The 24,123-nt window shown below is 69.5% G+C and carries 22 protein-coding genes; 12 read left to right on the forward strand and 10 right to left on the reverse strand.

Annotated elements, in window-relative coordinates:
* Positions 1-116: 116 nt before the first annotated feature.
* Positions 117-524: a DUF3224 domain-containing protein gene (locus JGU66_27030; GenBank protein MBJ6764441.1), complete on the forward strand. Its 408-nt coding sequence runs from the start codon at positions 117-119 to the stop codon at positions 522-524.
* Between the two features lie 86 nt (positions 525-610).
* Here the strand turns inward: JGU66_27030 and JGU66_27035 are convergent, their stop codons facing one another.
* Positions 611-1,213 (reverse strand): hypothetical protein, encoded by a 603-nt coding sequence (locus tag JGU66_27035; GenBank protein MBJ6764442.1) that lies wholly within the window; start codon positions 1,211-1,213, stop codon positions 611-613.
* A gap of 254 nt (positions 1,214-1,467) precedes the next feature.
* Between JGU66_27035 and JGU66_27040 the strand changes: the two genes are divergently transcribed.
* Positions 1,468-3,282 carry a M4 family metallopeptidase gene (locus JGU66_27040; GenBank protein MBJ6764443.1) on the forward strand — a complete coding sequence of 605 codons (1,815 nt, stop codon included), beginning with the start codon at positions 1,468-1,470 and terminating at the stop codon, positions 3,280-3,282.
* Between the two features lie 31 nt (positions 3,283-3,313).
* On the opposite strand, the gene JGU66_27045 is transcribed toward JGU66_27040, so the two are convergent.
* Together JGU66_27045 and JGU66_27050 are read right to left on the reverse strand one after the other, a co-directional pair.
* Positions 3,314-3,823 carry a hypothetical protein gene (locus tag JGU66_27045; protein MBJ6764444.1) on the reverse strand — a complete coding sequence of 170 codons (510 nt, stop codon included), beginning with the start codon at positions 3,821-3,823 and terminating at the stop codon, positions 3,314-3,316.
* Positions 3,824-3,940: 117 nt separating this feature from the next.
* Positions 3,941-5,572, reverse strand: a complete 1,632-nt coding sequence (locus JGU66_27050; GenBank protein MBJ6764445.1) for an oleate hydratase — start codon at positions 5,570-5,572, stop codon at positions 3,941-3,943.
* 217 nt (positions 5,573-5,789) lie between these two features.
* On the opposite strand from JGU66_27050, the gene ada reads away from it, so the two are divergent.
* The 3 genes from ada to JGU66_27065 all read left to right on the forward strand — a co-directional run bounded on the left by ada (position 5,790) and on the right by JGU66_27065 (position 9,092).
* Entirely contained in the window at positions 5,790-6,863 is a 1,074-nt protein-coding gene (gene ada, locus JGU66_27055; protein ID MBJ6764446.1) for a bifunctional DNA-binding transcriptional regulator/O6-methylguanine-DNA methyltransferase Ada, read from the forward strand.
* Positions 6,860-7,600 (forward strand): 2OG-Fe(II) oxygenase, encoded by a 741-nt coding sequence (locus JGU66_27060; protein MBJ6764447.1) that lies wholly within the window; start codon positions 6,860-6,862, stop codon positions 7,598-7,600. Before ada ends, JGU66_27060 begins: the two co-directional genes overlap by 4 nt.
* Positions 7,601-7,724: 124 nt before the next feature.
* Positions 7,725-9,092, forward strand: a complete 1,368-nt coding sequence (locus JGU66_27065) for a S41 family peptidase (GenBank protein MBJ6764448.1) — start codon at positions 7,725-7,727, stop codon at positions 9,090-9,092.
* A gap of 10 nt (positions 9,093-9,102) precedes the next feature.
* Here the strand turns inward: JGU66_27065 and JGU66_27070 are convergent, their stop codons facing one another.
* The 3 genes from JGU66_27070 to JGU66_27080 all read right to left on the reverse strand — a co-directional run bounded on the left by JGU66_27070 (position 9,103) and on the right by JGU66_27080 (position 12,201).
* Positions 9,103-9,417 (reverse strand): hypothetical protein, encoded by a 315-nt coding sequence (locus JGU66_27070; protein MBJ6764449.1) that lies wholly within the window; start codon positions 9,415-9,417, stop codon positions 9,103-9,105.
* Positions 9,418-9,528: 111 nt separating this feature from the next.
* Positions 9,529-9,921, reverse strand: a complete 393-nt coding sequence (locus JGU66_27075) for a DoxX family protein (protein ID MBJ6764450.1) — start codon at positions 9,919-9,921, stop codon at positions 9,529-9,531.
* A 141-nt stretch (positions 9,922-10,062) separates the two neighbouring features.
* Complete coding sequence (locus JGU66_27080; protein MBJ6764451.1) at positions 10,063-12,201, reverse strand: M3 family metallopeptidase; 2,139 nt, start codon at positions 12,199-12,201, stop codon at positions 10,063-10,065.
* A gap of 64 nt (positions 12,202-12,265) precedes the next feature.
* Between JGU66_27080 and JGU66_27085 the strand changes: the two genes are divergently transcribed.
* Complete coding sequence (locus JGU66_27085; protein ID MBJ6764452.1) at positions 12,266-12,733, forward strand: Lrp/AsnC family transcriptional regulator; 468 nt, start codon at positions 12,266-12,268, stop codon at positions 12,731-12,733.
* Positions 12,734-12,743: 10 nt separating this feature from the next.
* Here the strand turns inward: JGU66_27085 and JGU66_27090 are convergent, their stop codons facing one another.
* Positions 12,744-13,655, reverse strand: a complete 912-nt coding sequence (locus tag JGU66_27090) for a LysR family transcriptional regulator (GenBank protein MBJ6764453.1) — start codon at positions 13,653-13,655, stop codon at positions 12,744-12,746.
* A gap of 64 nt (positions 13,656-13,719) precedes the next feature.
* Here JGU66_27090 and JGU66_27095 point away from each other — a divergent pair, with 64 nt between their 5' ends.
* From JGU66_27095 to JGU66_27105, 3 genes are read left to right on the forward strand one after another with little or no spacing between them, the layout of a single operon-like run.
* Entirely contained in the window at positions 13,720-14,958 is a 1,239-nt protein-coding gene (locus tag JGU66_27095) for an MFS transporter (GenBank protein ID MBJ6764454.1), read from the forward strand.
* Between the two features lie 57 nt (positions 14,959-15,015).
* Positions 15,016-15,762 carry an ATP-grasp domain-containing protein gene (locus JGU66_27100; GenBank protein MBJ6764455.1) on the forward strand — a complete coding sequence of 249 codons (747 nt, stop codon included), beginning with the start codon at positions 15,016-15,018 and terminating at the stop codon, positions 15,760-15,762.
* A 34-nt stretch (positions 15,763-15,796) separates the two neighbouring features.
* Positions 15,797-16,984 carry a hypothetical protein gene (locus tag JGU66_27105; GenBank protein MBJ6764456.1) on the forward strand — a complete coding sequence of 396 codons (1,188 nt, stop codon included), beginning with the start codon at positions 15,797-15,799 and terminating at the stop codon, positions 16,982-16,984.
* Positions 16,985-16,999: 15 nt separating this feature from the next.
* Here JGU66_27105 and JGU66_27110 read toward each other — a convergent pair whose 3' ends face one another.
* Positions 17,000-18,337, reverse strand: coding sequence for an alpha/beta fold hydrolase (locus JGU66_27110; protein ID MBJ6764457.1), 1,338 nt, complete (start codon positions 18,335-18,337; stop codon positions 17,000-17,002).
* A 492-nt stretch (positions 18,338-18,829) separates the two neighbouring features.
* Here JGU66_27110 and JGU66_27115 point away from each other — a divergent pair, with 492 nt between their 5' ends.
* Both JGU66_27115 and JGU66_27120 read left to right on the forward strand, forming a co-directional pair.
* Complete coding sequence (locus tag JGU66_27115; GenBank protein MBJ6764458.1) at positions 18,830-20,122, forward strand: cytochrome B6; 1,293 nt, start codon at positions 18,830-18,832, stop codon at positions 20,120-20,122.
* 115 nt (positions 20,123-20,237) lie between these two features.
* Complete coding sequence (locus tag JGU66_27120; GenBank protein ID MBJ6764459.1) at positions 20,238-21,413, forward strand: ankyrin repeat domain-containing protein; 1,176 nt, start codon at positions 20,238-20,240, stop codon at positions 21,411-21,413.
* Here JGU66_27120 and gcvA read toward each other — a convergent pair.
* Positions 21,406-22,272, reverse strand: a complete 867-nt coding sequence (gene gcvA, locus JGU66_27125; protein ID MBJ6764460.1) for a transcriptional regulator GcvA — start codon at positions 22,270-22,272, stop codon at positions 21,406-21,408. The two genes, JGU66_27120 and gcvA, sit on opposite strands and share 8 nt — an antisense overlap.
* A gap of 113 nt (positions 22,273-22,385) precedes the next feature.
* Between gcvA and JGU66_27130 the strand changes: the two genes are divergently transcribed.
* A complete protein-coding gene (locus JGU66_27130; protein ID MBJ6764461.1) occupies positions 22,386-22,991 on the forward strand; it encodes a LysE family translocator in 606 nt (201 codons plus the stop codon).
* Positions 22,992-22,998: 7 nt separating this feature from the next.
* On the opposite strand, the gene JGU66_27135 is transcribed toward JGU66_27130, so the two are convergent.
* Positions 22,999-23,784, reverse strand: a complete 786-nt coding sequence (locus JGU66_27135; GenBank protein MBJ6764462.1) for a hypothetical protein — start codon at positions 23,782-23,784, stop codon at positions 22,999-23,001.
* Positions 23,785-24,123: the final 339 nt, after the last annotated feature.

Below are 24,123 nucleotides of genomic sequence, written 5' to 3' on the forward strand. Positions count from 1 at the left end.
GAGGTGTCGTGTTTTTGCAATCCAGTCCGAGGACGCTCGCCTATGTCCCGGCCCACGATTTCCCAGCCCCTGCACTCCACGGGCGGCGGCTTGCTCCGCCAAGGAAGGACTTCACGATGAAGCACCGCGCCACTGGCCCCTTCGACGTCAAGGTGACCCCCATGCCTCCGGAGGCGCAGGCCAGCGACTCGCCCGTGGGGCGGCTGTGGCTCGACAAGCGCTTCCACGGTGACCTGGACGCGACGAGCTTGGGACAGATGCTCGCGGTGCGCTCCGCTGTCGAGGGCTCGGCGGGCTACGTGGCGATGGAGTGCGTGACGGGAACGCTGCAGGGGCGCACGGGCACCTTCTGTCTCCAGCACACCGGGACCGCGGTGCGCGGCGAGAAGTCGCTCACCATCACGGTGGTTCCGGACTCGGGCACGGGCGAGCTGCGCGGGCTGTCGGGCTCGGTGAAGATCCTCATCGAGAGCGGCGGCAAGCACTTCTACGACTTCGAGTACTCGCTGGCCGAGACGCCCTGAGCGCGGCGGCCCCGCTGCAAACCCTCAGGGCGCCGCGCCAGCGAATCGAATCGGGCGCGGCGCCAGGGTGAAGGCGCGCAGAGGCGCTATCGCCGCGAGTCGCGCCGGGCCTGCTGGCGTCGTCCCTGCGCGGTCCGGTGCGCCACCGTGTTGACCGAGCTGAAGCGTCGCTGCTTCTGCGCGCCGCCCCGAGACTTCTGTCGCCGCACGTAGCCCGCGGGCGCGGCGGCCTTCTTCGCGCCGCGGACCCGTGAAGCCTTCGCCGTCGGGGCCCGCCGGGTCGCCGTGGCCTTTCGCGCCGGAGCCCGCTTGCGCGCGGGGGTGGCGCGCTTCCCGGTCGCGCTCTTGCGGACCCGCGCCGCGGGCTTCGCGCTCGGTGCCGCACGCTCCAGGATCGCGAGCCGCGCCTCGAACCGTCCCAGGGCCTGTTGGAACAGCACCGCCTTGCGCCGGGTGTTCGCGTTGCCCTGGGCCCTGCGCCCGCGCGTGGCGGGACGCTTGCCGCGTGCTTCCCCCATCAATCGCCGCGCCCGCAGCGCATAGCGGTCCTTCATGCCCCGCGCCCGCTTCACCAGGGCCTTGAGTTCCCGCTGCGTCAGCGCCGCCAGATTGCGTGGAGCGCTGGCGAGCACCAGCCGCATCTCCCGCTCGTTCATCAACGCCGTCGCCGAATCCCTCACGCCACGCATGGGTGCCCTCCCTCCGAGACCTGCCTGTCCTCGCGAACGGTTGCCCCCACGCCCCAACCCGGCAAGGCGCCTTGCCGCGCCGCCCGCTCCGCCGCCCCACCCCCGGGCGCGGGCCGCTGTGTCCTCTTTGCCAAATGTTTCCCAGGGGTTGCCCTGCCTCGAGGCCTCATTTCGATTTCTGAATCGGCAGGACACAACTGTTTGTCGGATATTTCGAGAATAGGAGTACCTCTCCCCACTTTGGGTGCGCCGCCATGAAAGTTCGCAACGACCTTCCGAAGCCCGCCGTCTCCCGCACCCCCGACACGAAGCCCGCGAGCGCCTCTGGCCAGGGGGCGTCCAAGGGCGTGGGCTTCACCCAGGCGTCCAGCTTCGCGCCCCAGGCGCGCCCGGCCCCGGTGGCGTTGAAGAACACCCTCACGGCGCCCCCGAAGCCGGGCCCCATCGCGCTCGACAGCGCCCAGGGCAAGGCGGCCATCCAGACAACGGTGGACTTCCTCCAGACGCAGAACGCGCAGTCCGCGGGCAAGGGCATCGTCCCCGGGCCCGTCCTCAGCGGAGCCGACTTCTCGCCTCGCGCGGTGGAGCAGGACACCCTGGGCATGACGCACGTGCGGATGGACCGCGTCAGCGAGGGCACGCCCGTCTTCGGTGAGCAGGTCATCGGGCACCTGGCCAACGATGGCCGGGTGGAGAGCGTCACCGGAGACATCTCCGCCATTCCTCCGGGGCTGGGCTCGTCCAAGACGAAGCTGACCGCCGAGCAGGCGCTCTCCGTCGCGCAGCGGGACTTCGCGGGCAAGACGGACCGCGCGCCCACGACGGAGCGCGTCCTCTTCAAGGCGAACGATGGCGCGTACCACGTCGCGTACCACGTGGAGCTGAGCAACACGACGGACGTGGGCCCGGGCAAGGACCCGCGCAAGATGAACTACCTGGTCGACGCCAACACCGGGAAGGTGCTGGAGCAGTTCAACCAGTTGGGTGGCTTCGAGGGCGTGCGCGGCAAGAAGGGCAAGCCCACGACGACTCCGACGCCGCCGCCGACGACTCCGTCGCAGCCCACGCCCGCGGGCAAGGCCGACGACACCACGCAGTACAGCGGCAAGGTGCAGATCGGCAGCACGAAGAACGCGGACGGCACATACAGCCTGGAGGACAAGACGCGGGGCCAGGGCGTGGTGACGCGCGACGCGCTCAACCGCGACCCGGACTCCACCTCGACGAAGAACGCGCCCATCACCGACAACAACGACGTCTGGGGCGAGAAGACGGACTCGGCGCGCAACAAGGACGCGGTGGATGCGCAGTACGGCGCGCAGGCCACGTATGACTTCTACAAGGACGTACTTGGCCGCGACTCCATCGACGGCAAGGGCGAGAAGCTCGTCTCCGACGTGCACGTGGGCGACAAGTTCAACAACGCCTACTGGGACGGCGAGAAGATGAACTACGGCGATGGCGACGGCCAGACGTTCGGGTCGCTCACCACGCTGGACATCGCGGGCCACGAAATCACGCATGGCCTCACCGAGCGCACCGCCGGCCTGAAGTACCGGGGCGAGTCGGGCGCGCTCAACGAGGCGATGAGCGACATCCTCGGCACGGGCGTGGAGTGGCACGAGAGCAAGACGAACAGCGCGGTGAAGTTCGACTGGACGGTGGGCGAGGACACCTTCACGCCGAACAACGGCGACCCCACCGACGGCCTGCGGGACATGAGCGACCCCACGAAGGACGGTCAGTCGCGCGACAACTACTCCAAGCTCTACACCGGCATGCAGGACAACGGCGGCGTGCACCTCAACTCGGGCATCGCCAACAACGCCTTCTACCTGCTGTCCCAGGGCGGGAAGAACCGCACCTCCGGCACCGAGGTAAAGGACGGCATCGGCATCGAGAAGAGCCTCAAGGTCTTCTCGCGCGCGCTGACCTTCTACATGACGCCCAACACCAACTTCGCCCAGGCGAAGGAGGCCACCTTCAAGGCGGCCCAGGACCTGTACGGCAAGGACTCGACGGAGGCGAAGAAGGTGCTGGAGAGCTGGAACGCGGTGGGCGTGAAGTAGCCGCCCTCGCGCGGGCGCGGCGAAGCTGGGATCAAAGGTCTCCGTCCCAGCTTGGCCGGATGCCATCGAGCCACGGGCGGAGCATCTGGCCCACGAGCTCGATGGCGAGTCCGGTGTCCGTCCGCCGGAAGATGGCGTAGGGCGTGAACGACTCGTGGGGCTTCATGTCCTGCTCGCAGTCCTCGCGGGTGAACGGGGCGAAGAGCGGAATGGCCTCGTGGTTGTCGGGCCAGCAGAAGACATGGCGTTGCGCCTCGGCCTCCCAGCGCTCCTCGCCCGGAGGCGTGGCGAAGTTGGTTCCATCGTTCTCTTCGTCCCGAAAAGCAGCTTCCGTGTCGGGAGTCTCTCGCTCGGAGAAGAGGAGCCGGTGGTGGACCGCGTCATCTGCCTCGTCGTTCCAATATTGCGCGACGAGGAGCGTCGCGGAGCGCAAGCGCGGATGCTTCTGGAAGTGGTCGAGCACCAAGGGCTCGACCTTCGCCTTCAAGCGCTGCTCGCGCAGGACCGCGGTCTCCGCGGGGGAATACTTGGGGGTGGTCATGTCGTGCCCAGGCAGAGCGCCCCGTGTTCGCGGCGCGCGTCGTCGGAGCGCCGGTGCATGTCGCACTCGAGGATGAGGGGCGTGCCGTCCGCGCAGCGCTCGCGCGCCCACGCGGGCTCAGTGGGGCGAGGTGCCCGGTGCCTCGTCCGCGTGCTCGCCATGGGTGTACATGGTCTGGAGCGCGTGGAGCAGGACGCGCGGGTCGCGCTCACCGGGGTAGACAGGAGGTGGTTCCTTCTCGAGCCCCAGCAGTGAGAACACCGCGGCCTGCGCGGACCGCACCGAGTACTCCACGGTGAACACGACGTCCTTGGGCTGCTCGCAGAAGTTGCCGATGAAGGCGAGGTTCTCCCAGCCCTCCGGCACGACGTGGGGCCGGTCGGTGGGGCCGCGCGTGAGGAACTGGCTGGTGATGAAGGGCATCATGCAGGGGATGCTGTTCGCCCCGCGCAGGAGGGCGGGCAGCTCCTTCTGGAAGCCCAGGTGGTTGCACAGCTCGGTGAGCAGCTCCGCTCCCGAGCACTCCGACATGGGCTTCTGGACGAAGTTGCCCACGCGGTCGGGGAACAGGCCGTAGCCCCAGAACACGGTGACGCCCGATGGCTGGTGCCGGTAGTAGGGCTGGTGCGCGAGCACCACGGACATGAGCCAGTTCGAGTCCTTGAACGTCACCAGTCCGCCCTCGCCCGCGACGTTGCCGGTGAAGTCCTCCATGAGTCGGAAGAACAGCGGGTCCTGGAGGGTGACGGTGAACGAGGGCCACTTCGACTCATCCACCCGCTCGTCGAAGACCGAGGGCCGGCCGAACTCGGGGCGCCCCTGCGCGATGCGCTCCCACAGCATCCACGCGCCTCCGTCGCGCTTGGTGCCCTGGCCCTGTGGTGGCGCGCTCATCGAGCCGTAGCGCGTGCCCGAGGTCATCGAGCCGTTGGTGAGGAAGACGAGGTCGGACGCGTTGAGCGCGATGGTCCCGTCTCGCTGACCGCGGTGGAAGTGGATGCCGCTGACGCGCTGGCGGTCACCCGCGGGCTGGAAGTCCAGGTCCCGCACCTCCATGCCCAGCTCGAAGTGCACGCCCTGCCGCTGGAGCCACGCCTCGAGCGGCAGCACGACCGAGTCGTACTGGTTGAAGGGCGTGCGGTCCACGCCCGCCAGCGTGTTGATGCGGGGGAACTCGTGGACGAAGCGATGCAGGTAGCGCCGGAACTCGACGGCGCTGTGCCACGGCTGGAACGCGAACATCGTGGCCCACATGAACCAGAACGTCGTCTGGAAGAAGCTCGGCGAGAAGCACTCGTCCACGCGCTTGCGGCCCAGGGACGCCTCGCTGCGCGCGATGATTTCGATGAGGTCCAGCCGGTCCTTGCGAGAGAACCCCATCTGCGTCACGTCGAGCTTGCGGCCGTGCTCCACGAGCCGGCAGTGGGACTCGGTGGGGTGCGCCTCGTTGAACTGGTCGATGTCGTCCTTCACCGTCTGGCCGGGTCGGTCCAGGGACGGGATGAACGACAGCAGGTCGTAGGTGCAGCGGTAGGAGAAGTTGAACATCCGGCCGCCGCGCAGGATGTAGCCGTTCTCGGGTGTTCCGCCGCCGTCCAGGCTTCCGCCCAGGATGGGGCTCTCTTCCAGGATGAAGACCTGCGCGCCGGGGAGCCCGCCTTCGCGAATCAGATAGGCTGCCGTGGCCATGCCCGCGATGCCCCCGCCGATGACATAGGCCCTGCGCCCCGCCGCTGACTTCCCCGCCATGTCGCACCCCCGTGTCCGACCGCCAGCAAAGGGTAGGGTTCCCATTCCTCCCCAGGCATGTCCGAGCGAGCGGGAGACCAGGCGGTCGCTCATACCGGGCGGATGACGCGGTGGACTTCGGCTCGGATTCCAAAGCAAGAGGCGGAGTGCTGTGCCTCCAGCCCACGATTACCGTCGTGTCATGAACCTCACGGACCCGATGAAGGAGCCACAGACCATGCGAGCCAAGCGCCAGGCGATCGCCGCCGCCATTGAGCAGGACCCCCGCTGGGCGGCGGTCCGCGCCCGTGACGCGCACGCGGACGGGACGTTCTTCTATTCCGTCCGGACCACGGGGGTGTACTGCCGCCCCTCGTGCGCCTCGCGCTCCGCGCATCCTCGGAACGTCGCGTTCCACACCAGCGCGGCGGATGCGGAGCAGGCGGGCTTCCGCCCCTGCAAGCGTTGCAAGCCGGACCAGCCTCCACTCGCCGAGCGACAGGCGGCCCAGGTGGCCGAGCTGTGCCGGCTGTTGGAGCGCAGCGAGGACACGCCCTCGCTGGAGGCGCTGGCCCAGCACGTGGGCTTGAGCGTCTTTCACACGCACCGCCTCTTCAAGGCCGTCACCGGCGTGACGCCCAAGGCCTACGCGCAGGCCTTCCGCGAGCGGCGCGTGCGCGAGGAACTCGAGGCGCGCAACTCGGTGACGGAGGCCATCTATGGCGCGGGCTATGCCTCCTCGGGGCGCTTCTACGCGGATGCCCCCGCGATGCTCGGCATGACGCCCTCGCGCTATCGGACGGGGGGCGTGGACCTGGAGATCCGCTTCGCGATGGGACGCTGCTCGCTGGGAGACGTGCTGGTCGCCGCCACCGAGCGCGGCGTCTGCGCCATCCTCCTGGGGGATGATCCCGAGGCCCTGCTTCACGACCTGGAGCAGCGCTTCCCCCGCGCGCGGCTCGTGGGTGCCGATGCCGCGTTCGAGGCGTGGGTCGCCACGGTGGTCGGCCTGGTGGAGAACCCGCGCGTGGGGGTCACGCTCCCGCTCGACATCCAGGGCACCGCGTTCCAGCGGCGCGTCTGGGAGGCGCTGCGCGCCATCCCCGTGGGCAAGACGGTGAGCTACGCGGACATCGCGGACGCCATCGGTGCGCCCAAGGCGGTCCGCGCCGTGGCCCGGGCCTGCGCGTCCAATGCGCTGGCGGTCGCCATCCCCTGCCACCGCGTCGTGCGCGCGGATGGAGACGTGTCCGGCTATCGCTGGGGTGTCGAGCGCAAGCGCGCGCTGCTCGCACGCGAGGCCCGGTCGTGAGCGCGCTCGCTCCACGCCTCGCGCCCGCGCTGGACCTCTCGCAGCGCGTCGCCGCGCTCGACTGGGCTCGCATCGCCGCGGACCTGGATGCCCAGGGGGCCGCGCAGGTGGAGCGGCTGCTGTCGCCCACCGAGTGTGAGGCCCTCGCGGGGCTGTATCCCCGCGAGGACACCTTCCGGAGCCGCGTGGTGATGGGCCGTCATGGCTTCGGCCGAGGCGAATACAAATACTTCGCCCACCCGTTGCCGGACACCGTCGCGCGGCTGCGCGAGAGCTTCTATCCGCGCCTCGTGCCCATCGCGAACCGCTGGCACACCGCCATGGGCGTGGACGTCCGCTTCCCCGAGTCCCACGCGGACTTCCTCGCGCGCTGCCACGCCGCGGGGCAGCTCCGCCCGACGCCGCTGCTCCTGCGCTACGGCGAAGGGGACTACAACTGCCTGCACCAGGACCTCTACGGCGAGCACGTCTTCCCTCTCCAGGTGGCCGTGCTGCTCTCCGAGCCGGGGCGCGACTTCACCGGCGGCGAGTTCGTGATGACGGAGCAGCGCCCGCGCATGCAGTCGCGGCCCATGGTGCTCTCGCTCCGCCAGGGCGACGCCGTGGTCTTCGCCGTGCACCAACGCCCCGTCCAGGGCACGCGCGGCGTCTACCGCGTGAACCTCCGTCACGGCGTCAGCCGCCTGCGCTCGGGCGCGCGCCACACGGTGGGCATCATCTTCCACGACGCGACCTGACCGGCGAGCCGGGGCGCGCTCCGCGCCTGCGAACGCGGTGGACTTGCATGCTTATATTAGTGCTTATATATGCTCCGTGACGGGGGCGGGGCTGAGCCTGCCCGCTGCACAGGAGCGCACGAAGATGCGTGGAAGCCGAACCGCGACGTGGTGGCTGGGATTGCTCTCGCTGTCTGCCGGGGTCGCGTGGGGACAGCCGGCGCAGGCGCCTCGGGGAGCGCAGCCAGGAACCAAGGTGGAGCGCGCCGGTCCGCGTCTGCTCTCCGTCGCCGAGCGGGACGTCGTGCTGGATGCCAGCATCGCGGCGCTGCGCAAGTCGTACGTCTTTCCGGAGAAGGTGCCCGCGCTCGTCGAGCGGCTGAACCAGGCGCGCAAGGCGGGCCGCTACGACGGCGGCGACCCCATTCGCCTGGGGGAGCTCGTCACCGACGACCTAGTCGCGGCCTCGGGGGACCATCACCTCTACCTGGGCTTCGACCCGTCGCAGTACGAGGTTCTCCGGAAGGAGGCGGCCCAAGGCTCGGGCGCGAACGACGAGGACTCGTTCTGGCGCGGCTTGGCCACGCGCGACCACCACGGACTGGCTGAGCAGCGCATCCTCCCGGGGAACATCCGCTACCTGCGCATCACCGCTTTCGAGTGGGTGCGCGACCAGACCGGCTCCGTCTACGACGAGGCCCTGCGCTTCTTGAAGGATGGGGACGCCGTCATCATCGATCTGCGCGGCAATGGCGGCGGTTCGCACGGGGCGGTGCGCTACCTCGTCAGCCACTTCCTGGACGAGGACACGCTGGAGATGACGTTCCTGGACCGCTCGAAGCCGGATGAGCAGTCGCGCGCGCTGGGACACCTGCCGGCGGGGCGCCTCAAGGGCAAGCCGCTTTTTGTCTTGATTGACGGTGACGTCGCCTCGGCGGCGGAGGCCTTCGCCTACGACGTTCAGCAGTTCAAGCTGGGCGAACTGGTGGGCTCGAAGACGATCGGCGCGGCCAACAACAACCAGTTCCTTCCCGTGGCTCCAGGCTTCGTCTTGAGCGTGTCCATGGGCCGCCCGGTCCACGCCGTCAGCCACACCAACTGGGAAGGCGTGGGCATCTCCCCGACTGTGGAGACGGTGCCCTTCCAGGCCCTGGAGGTGGCTCAGTCCCTGGCGCTCAAGCGGTTGTCCCAGGCTCCGGGCCTCTCGCCCCAGGTTCAAGGCGAGTACGAGTGGGCTCGCGTGGGCGTGGAAGCCCGTCTGCATCCCGCGGAGTTCACGCGGGCGCGGCTGGAGCAACTTGCCGGGCGCTATGGCGACATGGAGGTGAAGCTGCTCGATGGCGTGCTGTGGATGTCGCGCCCCGGTCGCCCGACGCGCCGGTTGGCGCCCATGACGGCGGAAGGCCTGTTCTCGGTGGATGGGGTGGAGGCCATGCGCGTGCGCTTCACGCCCAAGTCCGTGGAGACGCAGTGGCGGGGGGCTCCCGGTCCTCGCGTCTACCCCCGGACCTGACCGGCCGGATTCACTTGCCGGGACGGAAGCGCATCACGCTCCACACCGAGTCGAGCGAGATGAGGCGCACGCCCTCGATGGCGTGCTTCGCGAGGTGGTTCCAGAGCACGTCCCGGTTGAGGTCCGTGTCGAGCTGCCCCGCCTTGGGATAGGCCGCCCAGGCGAGGCGGTCCGCCTTCGCGGCCTCGACGAGGGGCGCGCACTTCGCGTCCACTTCCGCCAGGGACTTGAAGAACACCAGGAGGCCCTCCGCCTTCGCGGAAGTGGTGACGGCGACATCGCCCAGGTCGACGTTCGCGGGCTTGCCCACGACGCGCAGCTTCATGCCGTCCTTCAGGTTCAACTTCTTCGCGAGGCTCAAGGGGACCGTCCTTCGGGCTGCCGAGGTGCTTGCGCGCCATCATGCCGCGAAGGAGTCCTGGAGCGAGGCGAGACCTCACGCCTCGCGCGGCAGGAGCAGGGACCACAGGCGCGTGTTCCGCAGGAGCAGGCCGGCCCACACGAAGGCCGCCAGGTAGACCGGGAAGAGGGTGTGGCTGAACAGGGGGTTGCTCATCCGCACGTGGGTGGCGATGGCGCCGCCCAGGAACCCCGTCAGATAGATGGCGCCCAGCACCGAGGTGCGCGGGATGCAGTAGAGCGCCGTCCCCACGAGCACGAGCACGCCGATGGGCACCACCGCGCTCGCGTCGTAGCCCAGCTCGGTGGTGGCCGCGACGACGGGCGCCAACTGGAAGAGCTTGGTGATTCCGTCGATGAGCAGGAACACCACCGCGAGCCCGCTCAGGATGCGCCCCGTCCACAGCTGCTTCTTCGAAATGGTCTGCATGGGTCTCTCCGTGTGTTGGGCAGGGCTTGATTGCCTGCCTTCATCACGGCAACGAATGACCTCTCCATGGATCGACACGCCCCGCGTTTTTCTTCGAGCAGGCCCAAGTGCCCGGATTTCGAGGCCGGGGCGAAGCCGTCGCTACAGGGACTTGGACTGGGGTGAGCGGGGCGCCGGTGTGGGTGGGGTGAAGCCGCGCTCGCGCATCAAGGCGTCGAGCGTCGCGTCGCGGCCCCGGAAGGCGCGGTAGCCGTCGAACGGGTCCACCGTGTTGCCCACCGACAGCACGTGCGCGCGCAGCCGCTCCGCCACTTGAGGCACCTGGGCTCGGGGCACCTTGAGGAACGCCTCGAAGGCATCGGCCGCCAGCACGTCCGCCCACAGATAGCGGTAGTAGCCCGCTGCGTAGCCATCACTGGAGAACACGTGCCCGAAGTGGGGCAGGCGGAAGCGCATGCCGACCTCCGACGGCGCGCCGAGCTGCTGGCGCGTCTCCCGCTCGAACGCGGCCGGGTCGATGGCGCCCCGGGTGTCCAGGTGCAGCTTCAGCTCGACGAGCGCGGAGAGGAGGTAGTCGACCATGGAGTAGCCCTGGTTGAACGTGGCGGCCTTCTTGATTTTCGCCATCAGCGCCGCGGGCATGGGCTGGCCCGTGGTGGCGTGCCGGGCGAAGCGGTGGAGGACTTCCGGCGAGCCCACCCAGTGCTCGAAGAGCTTGGCGGGGAACTCGCCGTAGTCGCGCACCACGCGCGTGCCCGCGAGCGACGGATAGGCCACGTCCGAGCTGAGCTCCTGCACCGCGTGGCCGAACTCGTGGAACAACGTCTGGGCATCGCGCCAGGCCAGCAGCGCCGGCGTGCCGGGCGCGGGCTTCACGAAGGGCATGCTGCTGGCCACGATGGCCGTCACCTCGCCCCGGAAGCGCTCCTGGGTGCGGAAGGTCGTCGTCTGGCCTCCGTTGTATTTGCCCTGTCTTGCGTAGGGGTCGAAGTAGAAGAGCCCCGCGGGCCGGCCCGTCGCGCGGCGTGTCACCGCGAAGACGCGCACGTCCGGGTGATAGACGGGCACGCCCACCGCGGGCGTGAAGTCGAGCCCGAAGTACTCACCCGCCAGCCAGAACATCCCCTCGCGCAGCTTCTCCAACTGGAGGTAGGGCCGAATCTCGGCCTCGTTCAGGTCGTACTTCGCCTTGCGCACCTTCTCCGCGTAGTAGCGGTAGTCCCACGGGGCGATGGGCTCCTTCTGGCCCGAGCGCTCGGCGATGGCGCGCATGTCCGCCACCTCTTCATGGACCCGCGCCACGGCGGGCTTCCACATCGTCTCCATCAGGTCGAGGGCCTTCTCGGGAGTCTTCACCATCGTCGGCGCGAGCTGCCGATGCGCGAAGGTCGGGTAGCCCATGAGCCGCGCCTGCTCGGCGCGCAGCGCGAGGATCTCGGTGATGAGCGCGTTGTTGTCGTGCGCGTCGCCGTGGTCACCCCGGTCGTTGTACGCGCGCCAGACCTTCTCGCGCAGGTCGCGGCGGTCCGAGTACGTGAGGAAGTCCGCCACCGCGGAGCGCGTGTTGGCCACGAGCCAGTGGCCCGGCTGCCCATGGGACTCGGCCTCGGCCGCCAGCGCCTTGCGGACCGACTCCGGCAGCCCGGCGAGGTCCTCCTCGTGGTCGAGCACCACGGGCTGCGCCTCGTCCGCGACCATGTTCTGGGTGAACGTGGTGAAGAGCTGCGCGCGGCGCTGGTTGATGGCGGCCAACCGCTGTCCGCTCGCCGCGTCGAGCAGGGCGCCCGAGTCCACGAAGTCCCGGTAGTAGTCATCGACGAGCCGCTGCTGCTCCGGCGACAGCTTCGTTTTGGTCGCGGAGTCGTAGACCGCCTTCACGCGAGCGAACAGCTTCGCGTTTCGCGACGGCTCATCCCAGAACGCCGAGAGCTTCGGCGCCATCTCCCGCTCCACCGCCTGGAACTCCGGTGTGCCCATGAACGAGGACCACGCATTGTAGACGCGGTACACGCGGCTGAACGCCCGGCCCGAGTCCTCCAGCGGCACGAGGGTGTTCTCGAACGTGGGCGGCTCGGTCGAGTTCGCGATGGCGTCCACCTCGCGGCGGTTCTCGTCCATCGCCACCTCGAACGCGGGGCGGAACAGCTCCATCTTCACGCGGTCGAAGGGAGGCACCCCGCCCTGAGGCCCCGTCCAGGGCGCCAGCAGAGGGTTCGTCTCGGCCCGCGCGCTCAGCCCCAGCCCCAGCACCCAAAGACAGACGATTCTGTGGAAGGTCATGTCGGCAGAATAGAAAGTGATATTGTTTTGCTTCCATCGAATTGAATTCGGCAAGGAGCCCCGAGTGAGCACGCTGGACCGAATCGATCGTGAAATTCTGGCCGCCCTCCAGAACAATGCGCGGCTGTCCAACAAGGAGCTGGCGGCGCAGGTGGGCCTGGCCCCCTCGTCGTGCCTCACGCGCGTGCGGCGCCTGGAGACGGAGGGCGTCATCTCCGCGTACCGCGCGGACCTGGATGCGCGGAAGCTGGGGCTGGGGCTCCAGGCTCTCATCGCCGTGCAGCTCCGCCTCCACGTGGGCGAGGCGTTCGGCAGCATCGGGGACCACCTGCGCTCGCTGCCGGAGACCGTGGCCGTCTACTGCCTCGGCGGGACGACGGACTTCCTCGTGCACGTGGTGTGTCGAGATACCGAGCACCTGCGCATCCTGACCATCCAGTCCTTCACCAGTCGGCCCGAGGTGAGCCGCATCGAGACCTCGCTGGTGTTCTCGTTCTCGCGCTCGGGCCTGCCGGTGGAGCGCGGGGGCTGAGCCTGCCCGTTCAGCGCCGCGAGGGCTTCTCGGGCGCCTGGGGGAACAGCCGCTCCGCCATGTGACTCACGAAGGCCCGCACCTTGGGCGAGGGGTGGCGGCTGGCGGGCCAGAGGATGCGGTACGTGCCCACGTCCCGCGTGAAGTCCTCCAGGACCGAGACGAGCGTGCCCGCTCGGAGCTGGTCGCTCACGTTGTAGAGGGGCACGCACGTGACGCCGAGGCCCTGCTCCGCCATGAAGATCAACGGGTCGATGGTGGTCGCCACGATGGTCATGGGCAGCTCCAGCTCGAGCCGGGTGCGCCCTCGCTTCAGGGGCCAGCGCGCCAGCTTGCCCGTGGAGGGGAAGCGGTGGAGCAGGCACGCGTGGGACTTGAGGTCCTCGGGCGTGCGCGGGGTGCCGTGCCGCGCGAAGTACTCCGGCGTCCCGACGACGCGATAGCCGAAGCTCCCCAGCGTGCGCATCATCAAGCGCGAGTCATCCGTGCCGCCGCTGCGGATGACGGCGTCGAAGCCCTCTTCGATGACGTCCACCAGGCGGTCCGTGAAGTCGAGCTCCAGCTCGATGTCCGGATAGGCGCGCATGAACTGCGTGATGGCGGACAGCATCAGCGTGCCCGCCAGGGGCAGGCTGACGCGCAGCTTGCCGCGTGGCGCGGCGGTGGCCTGGGCCAGCTCCAGCTCGGCGGCCTCTATTTCACCGAAGATGCGCCGGCACCGGTCGAGGAACAGCGCGCCCTCCGCGGTCAGCGTGATGCTGCGCGTGCTGCGATGGAAGAGGCGCACGCCCAGGCGCTCCTCCAGCCGCGCCACCGCCTTGCCCACCGCCGAGGACGACACCCCCAGCTTGCGCCCCGCGACCGTGAAGCTCCGCGCATCCGCCACCTGAACGAAGGCGCTCAGCGCGCCGAGGCTGTCCATTCCCTGAACTCCATTGTGGACATTCCTGTCCGATGTATTCGGAACCTTAATCGGATTCTCCAAAATGGGTGGGGCCTTAGGTTGTGTCGCGGCGGTCCTCCTTGGCCGCGCCTTCCTCGTGGAGTCATCCGTGCATCCTTCATCCGAGCGCTTTCCCTGGTCCGGGCTGCTGGCCCTGGCGATGGCGGGCTTCATCGTCATCCTCACCGAGGCCCTGCCCGCGGGCCTGCTCCCCCTCATGAGCGCGGACCTCGGCGTCCCCGAGTCCCTGGTGGGGCAGCTCGTCACGTCCTACGCGCTGGGCTCGCTGGTGACGGCCATCCCCGTGACGGCCGCGACCTCGGGCTGGCGGCGCCGGCCCCTGCTGCTCCTGGTCCTCGTGGGCTTCATCGTCGTGAACACCGCCACGGCGCTGTCGAGAATCTTCGTCCTGACGCTCGTCACGCGGTTCGTCGCGGGCATGTTCGCGGGGCTCCTGTGGGCGCTGCTCGCGGGCTATGCGAGCCGAATGGTGGCCGAGCACCTGCGAGGCCGGGCCATCGCGGTGGCCATGGTGGGCGCGCCCATCGCGCTGTCGATGGGCATCCCCGCCGGAACGTTCCTGGGCTCGGTGATGGGGTGGCGCTCCACCTTCGGTGTCATGAGCGCGCTCACCGTGGGGCTCCTGGTCTGGGTGTTGAGCTCGGTCCCCGACTTCGCGGGGCAGACCTCCGAGACGCGTCTGTCCTTGCGCCGGGTGGCGGCCACGCCCGGGCTGAAGTCCGTACTCTTCGTCACCTTCAGCTTCGTGCTCGCGCACAACATGCTCTACACATACATCGCTCCGTTCCTGGCCCCCTCCGGGCTCGCGGGGCGGGTGGACGCCGTCCTGTTTGTCTTTGGCCTCGCGGGCCTGGTGGGCATCTGGGGCGTGGGCGTGCTGATTGATCGCTGGCTGCGGGCGCTCGTGCTGGGGAGCACCGTGCTCTTCCTCGGCGCGGCCGTGTCGCTGGGCGTGAGCGGGGCCGTGGCGGTGGTGGCCTATGTCGCGGTGGCGGTGTGGGGGCTCGCGTTCGGCGGCGCCGCGACGTTGTTCCAGACGGCCTCGGCGAACACGGCGGGCAGCGCCTCGGACGTGGCGCAGTCCATGGTGGTCACGGTGTGGGGGATGGCCATGGCGGGAGGTGGACTCGTGGGCGGTGTGCTGATGGAGACCCTCGGCGTGGCGTCCCTCTCCTGGGGCGTGAGCCTGCTCCTGGTGTCCACGCTGCTCGTGACCTGGCAGGCCCGCGCCCACGGCTTCCCCGCCGCGTCGCGAGGGTGAGCGCGCCGCGCGCGGAGGGGCGTGTCACGGGGCCGCGAATTCGACCAGGATGGCGCGATGGTTCGAGCGGCCTTCGTTCAGGAGTACGGCCAGGGGCGCATGGAGTCCGAGATGCGCGCCGTGCTCGACGTCCTCCGTGCGCGGGGTGTGCCCGTCGAGCCGTTCCTGGCCAAGCGGCTGGAGCGCCGACAGCTCCCCGTGTCGCGGGACACGTTGGTCGCGGGTGACGTGCCCACCGTGCTGGGCGCGTTGAAGCTCCTGGGCATCGAGCCACCGCCCACCTGCGACTATCCCCCCAGCCTCGCGGCCCTGCTGCACCGACGCGTGTGGCCGAGCACCGTGCGGCAACTGAAGGCCCTGGTGCTTCAAGGCGCCACGGGGCCTGTCTTCGCCAAGCCGGGTGAGCGGCGCAAGCGCTTCACGGGGCACGTCTTCCGCGACGTGGACGACCTGCTCGCGCTGGAGCACGCCTCGGCGAGCACGCCGCTGTGGTGCTCCGAGGTCGTCCAGTGGCAGAGCGAGTTCCGCGTGTTCGTCCTCCGCGGCGCCATCGTGGGGGTGCGCCACTACGCGGGAGACCCCTCGGTGCGGCTGGACGAGGCGCGCGTGACGGAGGCCGTCGCGACCCTGGAGGCGGCGGGGGAGGGCACGGCGGGGTACGCGGTCGACTTCGGTGTTCTCTCCACCGGTGAGACGGCGCTGGTGGAGTGGAACGATGGGTTCTCGCTCGGGGCCTATGGGCTGCCGCCGGAGGAGTACACCCAGCTCACGGTCGCGCGGTGGTGCGAGCTGACGGGTGTCTGACGCCGCGCGGGCGTGAAGGGATAGGCTGCGGCGCGTGGACCTCTTCCAGAACCGCATCTGGCTTCGCGAGGCACGCCGCCGCGCCCTGCATGCCTCGGGCTTTGGCTACTTCCGCGCGTGGATGAAGGGCGTGGTGACGTTGGAGGCCCTGCGCTCGGTGCAGGACCTCGAGCCGCTGGATGTCCTCATCTCCTTCGGTCGGTATGCGCGGGCGCTCGCGCTGTTGCGACGCGCGGGGCCGGACGTGCCCTTCGAGGAGCGCATCGTGCGCGAGGCGGCCTGTCTCTGCTTGCTCGGGCAGGGGGCCGAGGCGCGGGATACCCTGGGGCGATTGCCGCGCCCGTGGGGCCTCGCGGCGAGCTGGCTTGCGCGACTGCGAGGCTGGGACGACTTCGGCTCGGAGGACTTCGCGTGGTTGCTCGCCGCGCGCTTCGCGGTCCGATGGCCTCCGGTGACGGAGGCTCGGCTCGCGGCGTGGCGCCGCGCCAACGTGTTGTCCGCGTGGGATGACGCGCCCCCGTCCGCCGCGTGGCAAGCGCGCTACTTCCCTCACGCGCCGGAGGTGGCGCTGTGGGCCGCGCTCCAGGAGGTCCGTGAGGGCCGGGCGGAGTGGGGCACCGTGGTGCCCGCGCTGGAGCTGGCCACGCGCGCCTGGCCGGAGCTGTGGAGCGTCCTCGTGATGGACCCGTGGTTCCAGCCCTTCGTCACGCCTCCTCGGCCGTTGCCGCCCGCGTTGCCCGCGCCGCTCCTGGAGACGCTGGGGCCGTGGCAGCTCGTGTCCGTGACGCCCGTTCGAGACGACGGCGGGGTGGGCATCCCCTTGGGACCGGACTGCCCGGAGCCGGCGGACTTCGAGGGGCACGGCCTGTTCACGCTGGAGGATGCCCAGGGGCCGCTGGACGCGCTCGATGCTCGTGCGCGGGTGCCGCCCTGTCAGCTCATGCTGGGGCGGCACCCCGACCGCTTCGAGGGGCGCTACGACGAGGACGTGCTCGGCCCGCTGCGCGCGTTGGCGCCTCGGGCCGAGCCCTCCTGGTTCTTCATCCAGGACCTCCAGCACGACTTCGCGGATGAGCTGGTGCTGGGGCAGGGCCGGTATGGCTTCCGTCGCTGGCCGCTCGACGGGGAGGACCTCCCGGCCCTCCTGCGGCGCTTGGCGCGCGAGCCCGAATCACGCTTCCTGTCTCCGGAGTTCCAAGCGCGACTCCGGAGCCTGGACTGACACGGCGACGCGCGCTCAGAGGTACTCGTCCAACCAGTCGAACATGCGCTGGTTGGCCACGGCCGAGGCACCCTCCTGGCAGTGCAGGAGCCCCGTGTCCTCCTCGGTGAACAGCAGGTAGTCCTTGGGGCACGTCAGGGCGTCGAAGAGCTGCTTGGCCTGTCCACGCGAGAAGGCCTCGGCGGTGCCGTCCATCACGAGCGTGCGGCAGCGGATGCGGTCCACGACGGGGACGTTGGTGAAGTCCCGCAGCTTGAAGAGCAGCTCCGACGGCTTGCTGGCGCCGTGCTTGTTCATCGAGTCCCGCATGTACCAGCGGTACAGGAACACCGCGTCCATGAGCTGCGCCATCTGCGCGTCGAACGCGGCGGGGTCGGTGTCGAGCAGGGGCAGCAGGTCCGGGAACAGCTCGCCGAACTGCGTGAACATCGCCTGACCCCAGTTGAGGACGCCGGGGTTGGGGATGAGGATCTTGATGCGCCGCTCGAAGGCCGCCGCGCGGGGAACGAGCGCGCCGCCCATGCTCCAGCCCAGCAGCGCGATGCGCCGAGGGTCCACTCCCGCGATGCGCACGGCGAAGTCGATGACGGGCGTGATGACCTTCTCCCAGTCCGGGCGGAAGGGCAGGCCCAGCTCGCGGATGGCCATGCCCTGGCCGGGCGCATGGACAATCAAGCAGTGGTAGCCGCGCGCCAGCGCCGCGTCGATGACGTACTTGGACTCCTCGGGCCACGCGTCCCGTCCCTGCTGGAACACGAGCAGCGGCGCGAGGGCGTGCGCGCACGGCGAGCGGAAGAAGTAGCCGGGCAGCTTGGTGCCCTCGTACGGAATGCGCACCGCCACCGCCGGCAGCTTCAAGAGCGCGATGGCCTTGTTGTACGCCTCCACCGCCTTGCGCCCCGTCTCCACCACGCTGGGGTGGCTGGGCTCCGGGTGGTGGATGAGCGCGGCCCGGTAGTAGTTGGCGGCGCGCAGGTACGCCTGCCCGGCGCTCAGCGGGTGCCGGCCCGCGAGGCTCGCGTCGCCCATGGAGCGGATGCGGTCCGCGGTGCTCACCCACTCCGTGGGCCAGCTCCAGTCATCTCCCGCGTTGATGCGATGGGCCGTGTCGAGCACCTCGCCCACGTCCGCCTGCGCGCTGTACGTCGCGGCCAGGAAGTGGAGGAGCTGGCTCTCCATGATGGGGTCCTCCAGCAATCCCAGCTCATACCAGGGCCGCGATGACGGGTCGGGCGCGTCGGCCGTGGGCTGGGAGGGCGCGGCGCTGGCGGGCGCGCCTCGCAGCAGCGCGAGCCCACCGGTGATGCCCAGGCCCGCGTGGAGCAGGGAACGGCGATTCATCGAGATACCCATGTGCTTCAACCTCCGACCACGGATGTTGGATTGTCAGGCACAAGCCATGTCTGTCTTGTGGCCGCTGACTCGAAAACCGCGCGCGCTCACTTGTGTCACCGGTGGCTTCGCGGCTGAGTCGGAAATGCCAGACAATCAAATGTCTTGGATTGTTCGTGCAAAAGCATGCCCGAGCCGGGCCCGGCCTCGCTCGCGCACGTCTGGGTTCAATCAGTTGATTTAATCATGTGGTTGAGGTGGTGGGATGTCAAGGCCGGGACGGGAGCATGGACTGGCCAACAGTCCGGCGGCGCGCGAGGGGAGGCGGGGGAAGGGAAAGGTCTAGCGTCCCGACTTCGCGGGTCAGGTTCTGGCCTGGCGTCAACCGGAGGGAGGGAATCCATGAGGGTGTCTGGGAGCCGTTCGGCCGCATTGACCGTCGTGGCGTGCCTGGGGTTGTGGGCGGGAGGGGCCGCAGCGCAAGAGGTCTCTCCGAGGGGGAAGACGAGCTACATGCCCGTGGACCAGACCGAGCCGTTCTCGGAGGTCATGGCGCGCATGAAGGCGGACAAGCCCAAGGTGGAGGCGCGCCACCAGCAGCTGCTCGTGCAGCGCTACGACCTGGGGAACAAGCCCGCCTCGGGCGTCACGATGTCGCGAGGCAAGCCGGTGCAAGAGGGCGTGCGGGTGAAGCTGCCATCGGGCGTCACGTGGGACTCGCTCGCGGCGATGAGCCCCGAGGCCATCCGGGACAAGGGCATCTTCCCGCCCGGGCTGATGCCCCTGCCGCATCCGAACCATCCGGAAGGCGGCATGCTCTTCCCCAAGTTCCACATCAACGAAATCAAGCAGCAGGAGGGCCGCGACCTCACGCGCTTCGACCTGGACTTCGACCTGCCAGACCACTTCCTGCCGGAGTTCCCGCCGCCCATCTTCCTCACCACGCGGCCGGACCTGGGGGACGTCTCGCAGGGCAAGCTCGTGACCCTCATGAACGTTCAGGATCTGTTCAATGGCATCCTGAATCCCAAACAGCTGGAGGGGCTCCGGCTGCTCGTCACGCCCTTTCCCCAGCAGCAGTTCAACCAGACGGCGGACCGCCGCTCGGAGCTGCCCAGCCGGGGCGTGTCGTGCTTCGACTGTCACGTGAATGGGCATACCAACGGGGCCACGCACCTGGTGGGAGACATCCGCCCGCAGGAGTTCCGGCACCGCATCGAGACGCCCACGCTGCGCGGGGTGAACATCCAGCGGCTGTTCGGCTCGCAGCGCGCGCTGAAGACGGTGGAGGACTTCACCGAGTTCGAGCAGCGCGCGGCCTACTTCGACGGCGACCCGGTCATCGCCACGAAGAAGGGCGTCAACATCCTGGAGCGCGGCAGCCAGGTGCACTTCATGGCCGAGGTGGAGGAGCTCTTCGACTTCCCGCCCGCGCCCAAGCTGCGCTTCGACGGGAAGTTGGATCCGAAGAAGGCCACGCCCGCGGAGGCGCGAGGCCAGGAGCTGTTCTTCGGCAAGGCGCAGTGCTCCGTGTGCCACACGGCGCCGTATTACACCGACAACCTGATGCACAACCTCCGGGCCGAGCGCTTCTACAAGCCCGTGCTCATCAACGGCGAGGTGATGGGCGCCGACGGCCCCATCAAGACGTTCCCGCTGCGCGGCATCCGCGACTCGCCGCCCTATCTGCATGATGGCCGCCTGCTGACGCTGGAGGACACGGTCGAGTTCTTCAACCTCATCCTGGAGACGCGCCTGACGGCGCAGGAGAAGAAGGACCTGGTGGCGTTCATGCGCGTGCTGTGAGAGCGGGCACGCCTCCGCGCATCGCGCCGGTTGTCGCTGCCGGCGCGGTGCTGCTAGGGGGAGAGAACACCCGCGCGGCCATCCCGTGCCGTGCCTTGCCTGTTGGGACATACTCGTGGCTCACCCGCTCTTCGATGCCGTGGTCCGTGGCGATGTCGCCGCGGTCCGAACGTTGGCCGCTTCCTCCGTGGGAACCCCGCTGGTGGACGAGTTCGGTCGTCCGCCGCTCAGCGTGGCCTGCGCTCGCGCCGGAGAGGTGTCCCTGGACGTGGTGCAGGCGCTGCTCGACGCCGGGGCGGATCTCCACGCCGTGCAGGGCAAGGCCAGCGACGAAGAGGCGGGCTGGACGGCGCTGCACCAGGCGTGTCTGCGGGGCACCTTCCCGTCGGCCATCGAGGTGGTGCGGTTGCTCCTGGAGCGCGGCGCGAACCCTCGCGGGAGCGGGAGCGACGGTGGCTTCACGCCGCTCTACTTCGCGCTGACCACCCATCACCTCGGTATCGCCGAGGCGCTCTTGAAGGCGGGCGCGTCCGCCAGCGCGCCGCTGAAGACCGGCACCCCGCTGCACCATGTGGCCGCGCTGTTCCGCGACCGCAAGAAGGGGGAGTACGAGGAGGACGAACTCGAGTCGATGGCCACGGACGCCGTCCAGCTCCTCCTGGCTCACGGCGCGGACGTCCAGGCGCGGGATGCTCAGGGAGAGTCGCCGCTGGCCAAGGCGCTGCTGTACCGCCTGCCCGCAGAGGCCATCCTCGCACTCCTCAAGGCGGGCGCTCCCCTGGATGACCGGGTGGATCTGGGCACGCCGCCGGAGGTCCTGCGCTGCTCGACACCGGCCATGGCCATCGGTCTGGGCCAGCCGCCGGCGGTGCTCGCGGCCATGCTGGAGCGCGGCTTGGACACGTCGCCCTCGACGGAGCCCGAGGGTCAGAACCTGCTGCACTTCGCGGCGATGAAGCGCTTCGATGCGGTGGACCTCATCCTCAATTCACGGCCGAAGCAGGACGTCGATGCGCGCGACGAGAGCGGCGCCACCGCGCTGTTCCTCGCGGCTTGGACGGGGAAGCTCAAGAGCGTCGAGGCCCTGCTGGCGCGCGGCGCGAACCCGGACCTGCCGGACTCAGGGGGCAACACCCCGCTGCACACGGCGGCGCGCAATGGTCATGACGACGTGGTCGCGGCGCTGCTCGCGGGCGGCGCCAACCCCCGCTTGCTCAACCAGGCGAAGGAGTCGCCGGCGGACCGGGCTCGGAAGCAGGGCCACGCGGCCCTCGCCGCGAAGCTCAGCTGAGTTCGGCGCGCAGCCAGGCCTTGAACGCGGTCACATCCTCGCGCGCCGTCAGCGGGCGAGGGTGGACCACCCAGTAGCCGAAGTCATTCGGCACGGTCTGCTCGAAGGGTTGGATCAGCCGTCCGGCCCGCAGGTCCTCCGAGGCGAGCGTGAGGCGGCCCAGGGCCACGCCCAGGCCCGCCTTCGCCGCCTGGAGCACGAGGCTCGCGTCGTCGAAGCTCAGCCCCGGACGGACCTCCACTCCCTCCGCGCCCGCGGCATCCAGCCAGCGTCGCCAGCCATCCTTCGGGGTGTCGTGCAGGAGCGGCAGCCGCGCGAGGTCCGCGGGCTTGCGCAGGCGACGCGCGAGCGCGGGGCTGCACAGCGGGCTCAGCGTCTCCTGTGACAACAGCTCGGCCTTGAGGCCCGTCCATCGGCCCAGGCCGGAGCGGATGCCCAGGTCGAACCGCTCGTCGAGGAAGTCCCACAGCTCGGCGGAGCTGCTCACGTGCAGCGTGAAGTCGGGGTGGGCGCGGCGGAAGGACTCCAATCGCGGCAGCAGCCAGCAGGTCGCGAAGGAGGGCAGGACGGTGAGGCGCAGCGGGCCTTGCTCCCGTTCGTGGAGGCGCGCGGTCGCCTCGGACATGCGATCGAACGCGGGGGTCAGCTCGCGCAGGTACGCCGCGCCTCGGGCGGTGAGGCGCAGGGCGTGGCCGCGCCGCTCGAACAGCGTCACGCCGAGCCAGTCCTCCAACTGCCGCACCTGATGGCTGATGGCGGCCTGGGTGACGCACAGCTCGGCGGCGGCACGCGTGAAGCTCAGGTGCCGCGCTCCCGCCTCGAAGGCTCGGAGCGCGCCGAGTGGTGGCATGCGGCGCATGGTCGATGAACCCCGTTTATCGAGCGCGCGAGGATAGCTCGCTGGGGCTCCGCTCCGAAATGAGGTCTGTCTCTCGCGACGAAACGACGCACGTGCGCCGAGGGTACGCGGACATGATCTCCCCCGAAGTCTGGTTGCTGTTCATGGGCTACACGGTCCCCATGGTGTTCAGTCCCGGTCCGGGCAACACCGTGCTCGCCACGGCGGGCGGGCGCTTCGGCGTCCGGGGGACCTTGGCATTCTGGCTGGGCTTCGAGGTCGCCAACGTCGCCCTCTGCATCCTCTACGGCCTGGGGCTGGGGCGCGTGCTCCACGCGGTGCCGTGGCTGTACCCGGTGCTGCACTGGGGCGGCGTGGTGTACCTGCTGTATCTGGCGTGGGGCTTCTTCCGCTCCTCGGCGGCGCCGGCCGAGGAGCGCGAGGCGCTCGGTCCACCGGGCTTCGGTGAGGGGCTGCTCGCGGTGGCGCTCAACCCCAAGATCCACTCGATGGTCCTGGTGATGTTCTCGCAGTTCCTGGACCCGGCGCAGTCGCTGGGCGCTCAGGTGGCTCAGCTCACGGTGGCGTTCCTGGTCGTCTGCGTGGTGTGCCACTTCCCGTGGATCTACGGCGGGAAGCTCATCCTGGGGCGCTTCCATGGCGAGCGCGCCGTTCGCATCCAGGGCTGGACGTTCGGCGCGTGCATGCTGGCGGTCGCGGGCTACGTGGCGCTCGCGTGAAGACGCGTCACCCGTTGGGGCCGAGGTTCGTCGGAACCTCGACCGCGCGGGTCCACACGTAGCGCTGGGCGAAGTCGCAGCCCAGTCCCGCGTTGGGACCCAGGTGAGCGCCATCCGCCACGCACATGGGCGCGAGGGACGCATCCGGCGCGCAGGCGCGAGCGGGCGCGGCCTGGGGCAGGCTGGTGACTTCGTATTCGAGCGTCGCCACGCCGGAGGACAGGTCCACGCTCACGCACGTCACCTTCGTGGTGTGCGCGCCGAGGAACCACTCGACCGCCGAGTAGAGGCCGGTCGCGGAGCCCTCCCCGGTGAAGGAGAACGACGCCGCGAGGACGTCTCCCGGCTGAGGGCTGGGGTGCTCCAGGAAGAACGCCTGGGTGGCCTCGTGCGTGTGCGGCCGGCTCGCGAGGTCGTCCAGGTAGCGCTCATCCAGGACGGTGAAGCGGTCCGTCCCATCCGGCAGCGTGTCCCACTGGCCGAGCGTTCCCGGCTTCTGCTCGCGGAGCCACGGGCCCCAGAGCTTCAACCAATCCCCCCGCAGGCCGTCATGGCGCGGCAGCCCCCCGAAGTCGGCGCGGGACAAATCCTGGAGGACGGTGGCCGCGCGCGAGTCCTTGCCCGCCACCGCCGACACGCCCTTGTCGAGCAAGCTCAAGCCCCGCTCCGCCCCCGTGAAGGCCAGCGCGACCGTCGCCTGCGTCACCTGCTCGATGGAGGGGAGCTGGAGGTCTGTCTTCGGGAGCGAGATCTTCGGCGCGACCGCATCCTTGACTCGGGAAAACCATGACATGGGCGACCTCGTTGAAGTTCGGAGCGTCCGGCGGGCCTCCAATCAGTTATCGCGCCTTCGCGCTACGGGTTGCTTCCGACACACTTGATCGCCTTCTGGGTTACAAAAGACCCGTCTTGCATGTCGGGTATGGGGCACGCCTGAGAGGGAATAGGGCGGGGTGGGAGGAGTTGAGCAGCCCCGCCGACGAGTCACTCCCTCTCGCTGCGTTGGAGTCCACCCGTGACGCTCTTGCCCCTCCTGTTGGCCTGCATCGCGTACCCGCCCGACATTGCCGAGAGCGAGCCCGCGGCGAAGGAGGCAGCGGCCCGACAGGAGCGCCCCGCTGTCATCAAGGAC

The organism is Myxococcaceae bacterium JPH2 (genome assembly GCA_016458225.1).
GTDB lineage: Bacteria > Myxococcota > Myxococcia > Myxococcales > Myxococcaceae > Citreicoccus.

Bases quoted from the DNA above. Each gene is read 5' to 3' on its own strand.
- gcvA (MBJ6764460.1), bottom strand. From the start codon at position 22,272: ATGCGCCGCATGCCACCACTCGGCGCGCTCCGAGCCTTCGAGGCGGGA.
- JGU66_27095 (MBJ6764454.1), top strand. From the start codon at position 13,720: ATGGGTGGGGCCTTAGGTTGTGTCGCGGCGGTCCTCCTTGGCCGCGCC.
- JGU66_27100 (MBJ6764455.1), top strand. From the start codon at position 15,016: ATGGTTCGAGCGGCCTTCGTTCAGGAGTACGGCCAGGGGCGCATGGAG.
- JGU66_27045 (MBJ6764444.1), bottom strand. From the start codon at position 3,823: ATGACCACCCCCAAGTATTCCCCCGCGGAGACCGCGGTCCTGCGCGAG.
- JGU66_27030 (MBJ6764441.1), top strand. From the start codon at position 117: ATGAAGCACCGCGCCACTGGCCCCTTCGACGTCAAGGTGACCCCCATG.
- JGU66_27115 (MBJ6764458.1), top strand. From the start codon at position 18,830: ATGCCCGTGGACCAGACCGAGCCGTTCTCGGAGGTCATGGCGCGCATG.
- JGU66_27130 (MBJ6764461.1), top strand. From the start codon at position 22,386: ATGATCTCCCCCGAAGTCTGGTTGCTGTTCATGGGCTACACGGTCCCC.
- JGU66_27035 (MBJ6764442.1), bottom strand. From the start codon at position 1,213: ATGCGTGGCGTGAGGGATTCGGCGACGGCGTTGATGAACGAGCGGGAG.
- JGU66_27090 (MBJ6764453.1), bottom strand. From the start codon at position 13,655: ATGGACAGCCTCGGCGCGCTGAGCGCCTTCGTTCAGGTGGCGGATGCG.
- JGU66_27070 (MBJ6764449.1), bottom strand. From the start codon at position 9,417: ATGAAGCTGCGCGTCGTGGGCAAGCCCGCGAACGTCGACCTGGGCGAT.
- JGU66_27050 (MBJ6764445.1), bottom strand. From the start codon at position 5,572: ATGGCGGGGAAGTCAGCGGCGGGGCGCAGGGCCTATGTCATCGGCGGG.
- JGU66_27080 (MBJ6764451.1), bottom strand. From the start codon at position 12,201: ATGACCTTCCACAGAATCGTCTGTCTTTGGGTGCTGGGGCTGGGGCTG.
- ada (MBJ6764446.1), top strand. From the start codon at position 5,790: ATGCGAGCCAAGCGCCAGGCGATCGCCGCCGCCATTGAGCAGGACCCC.
- JGU66_27110 (MBJ6764457.1), bottom strand. From the start codon at position 18,337: ATGGGTATCTCGATGAATCGCCGTTCCCTGCTCCACGCGGGCCTGGGC.
- JGU66_27065 (MBJ6764448.1), top strand. From the start codon at position 7,725: ATGCGTGGAAGCCGAACCGCGACGTGGTGGCTGGGATTGCTCTCGCTG.
- JGU66_27040 (MBJ6764443.1), top strand. From the start codon at position 1,468: ATGAAAGTTCGCAACGACCTTCCGAAGCCCGCCGTCTCCCGCACCCCC.
- JGU66_27135 (MBJ6764462.1), bottom strand. From the start codon at position 23,784: ATGTCATGGTTTTCCCGAGTCAAGGATGCGGTCGCGCCGAAGATCTCG.
- JGU66_27075 (MBJ6764450.1), bottom strand. From the start codon at position 9,921: ATGCAGACCATTTCGAAGAAGCAGCTGTGGACGGGGCGCATCCTGAGC.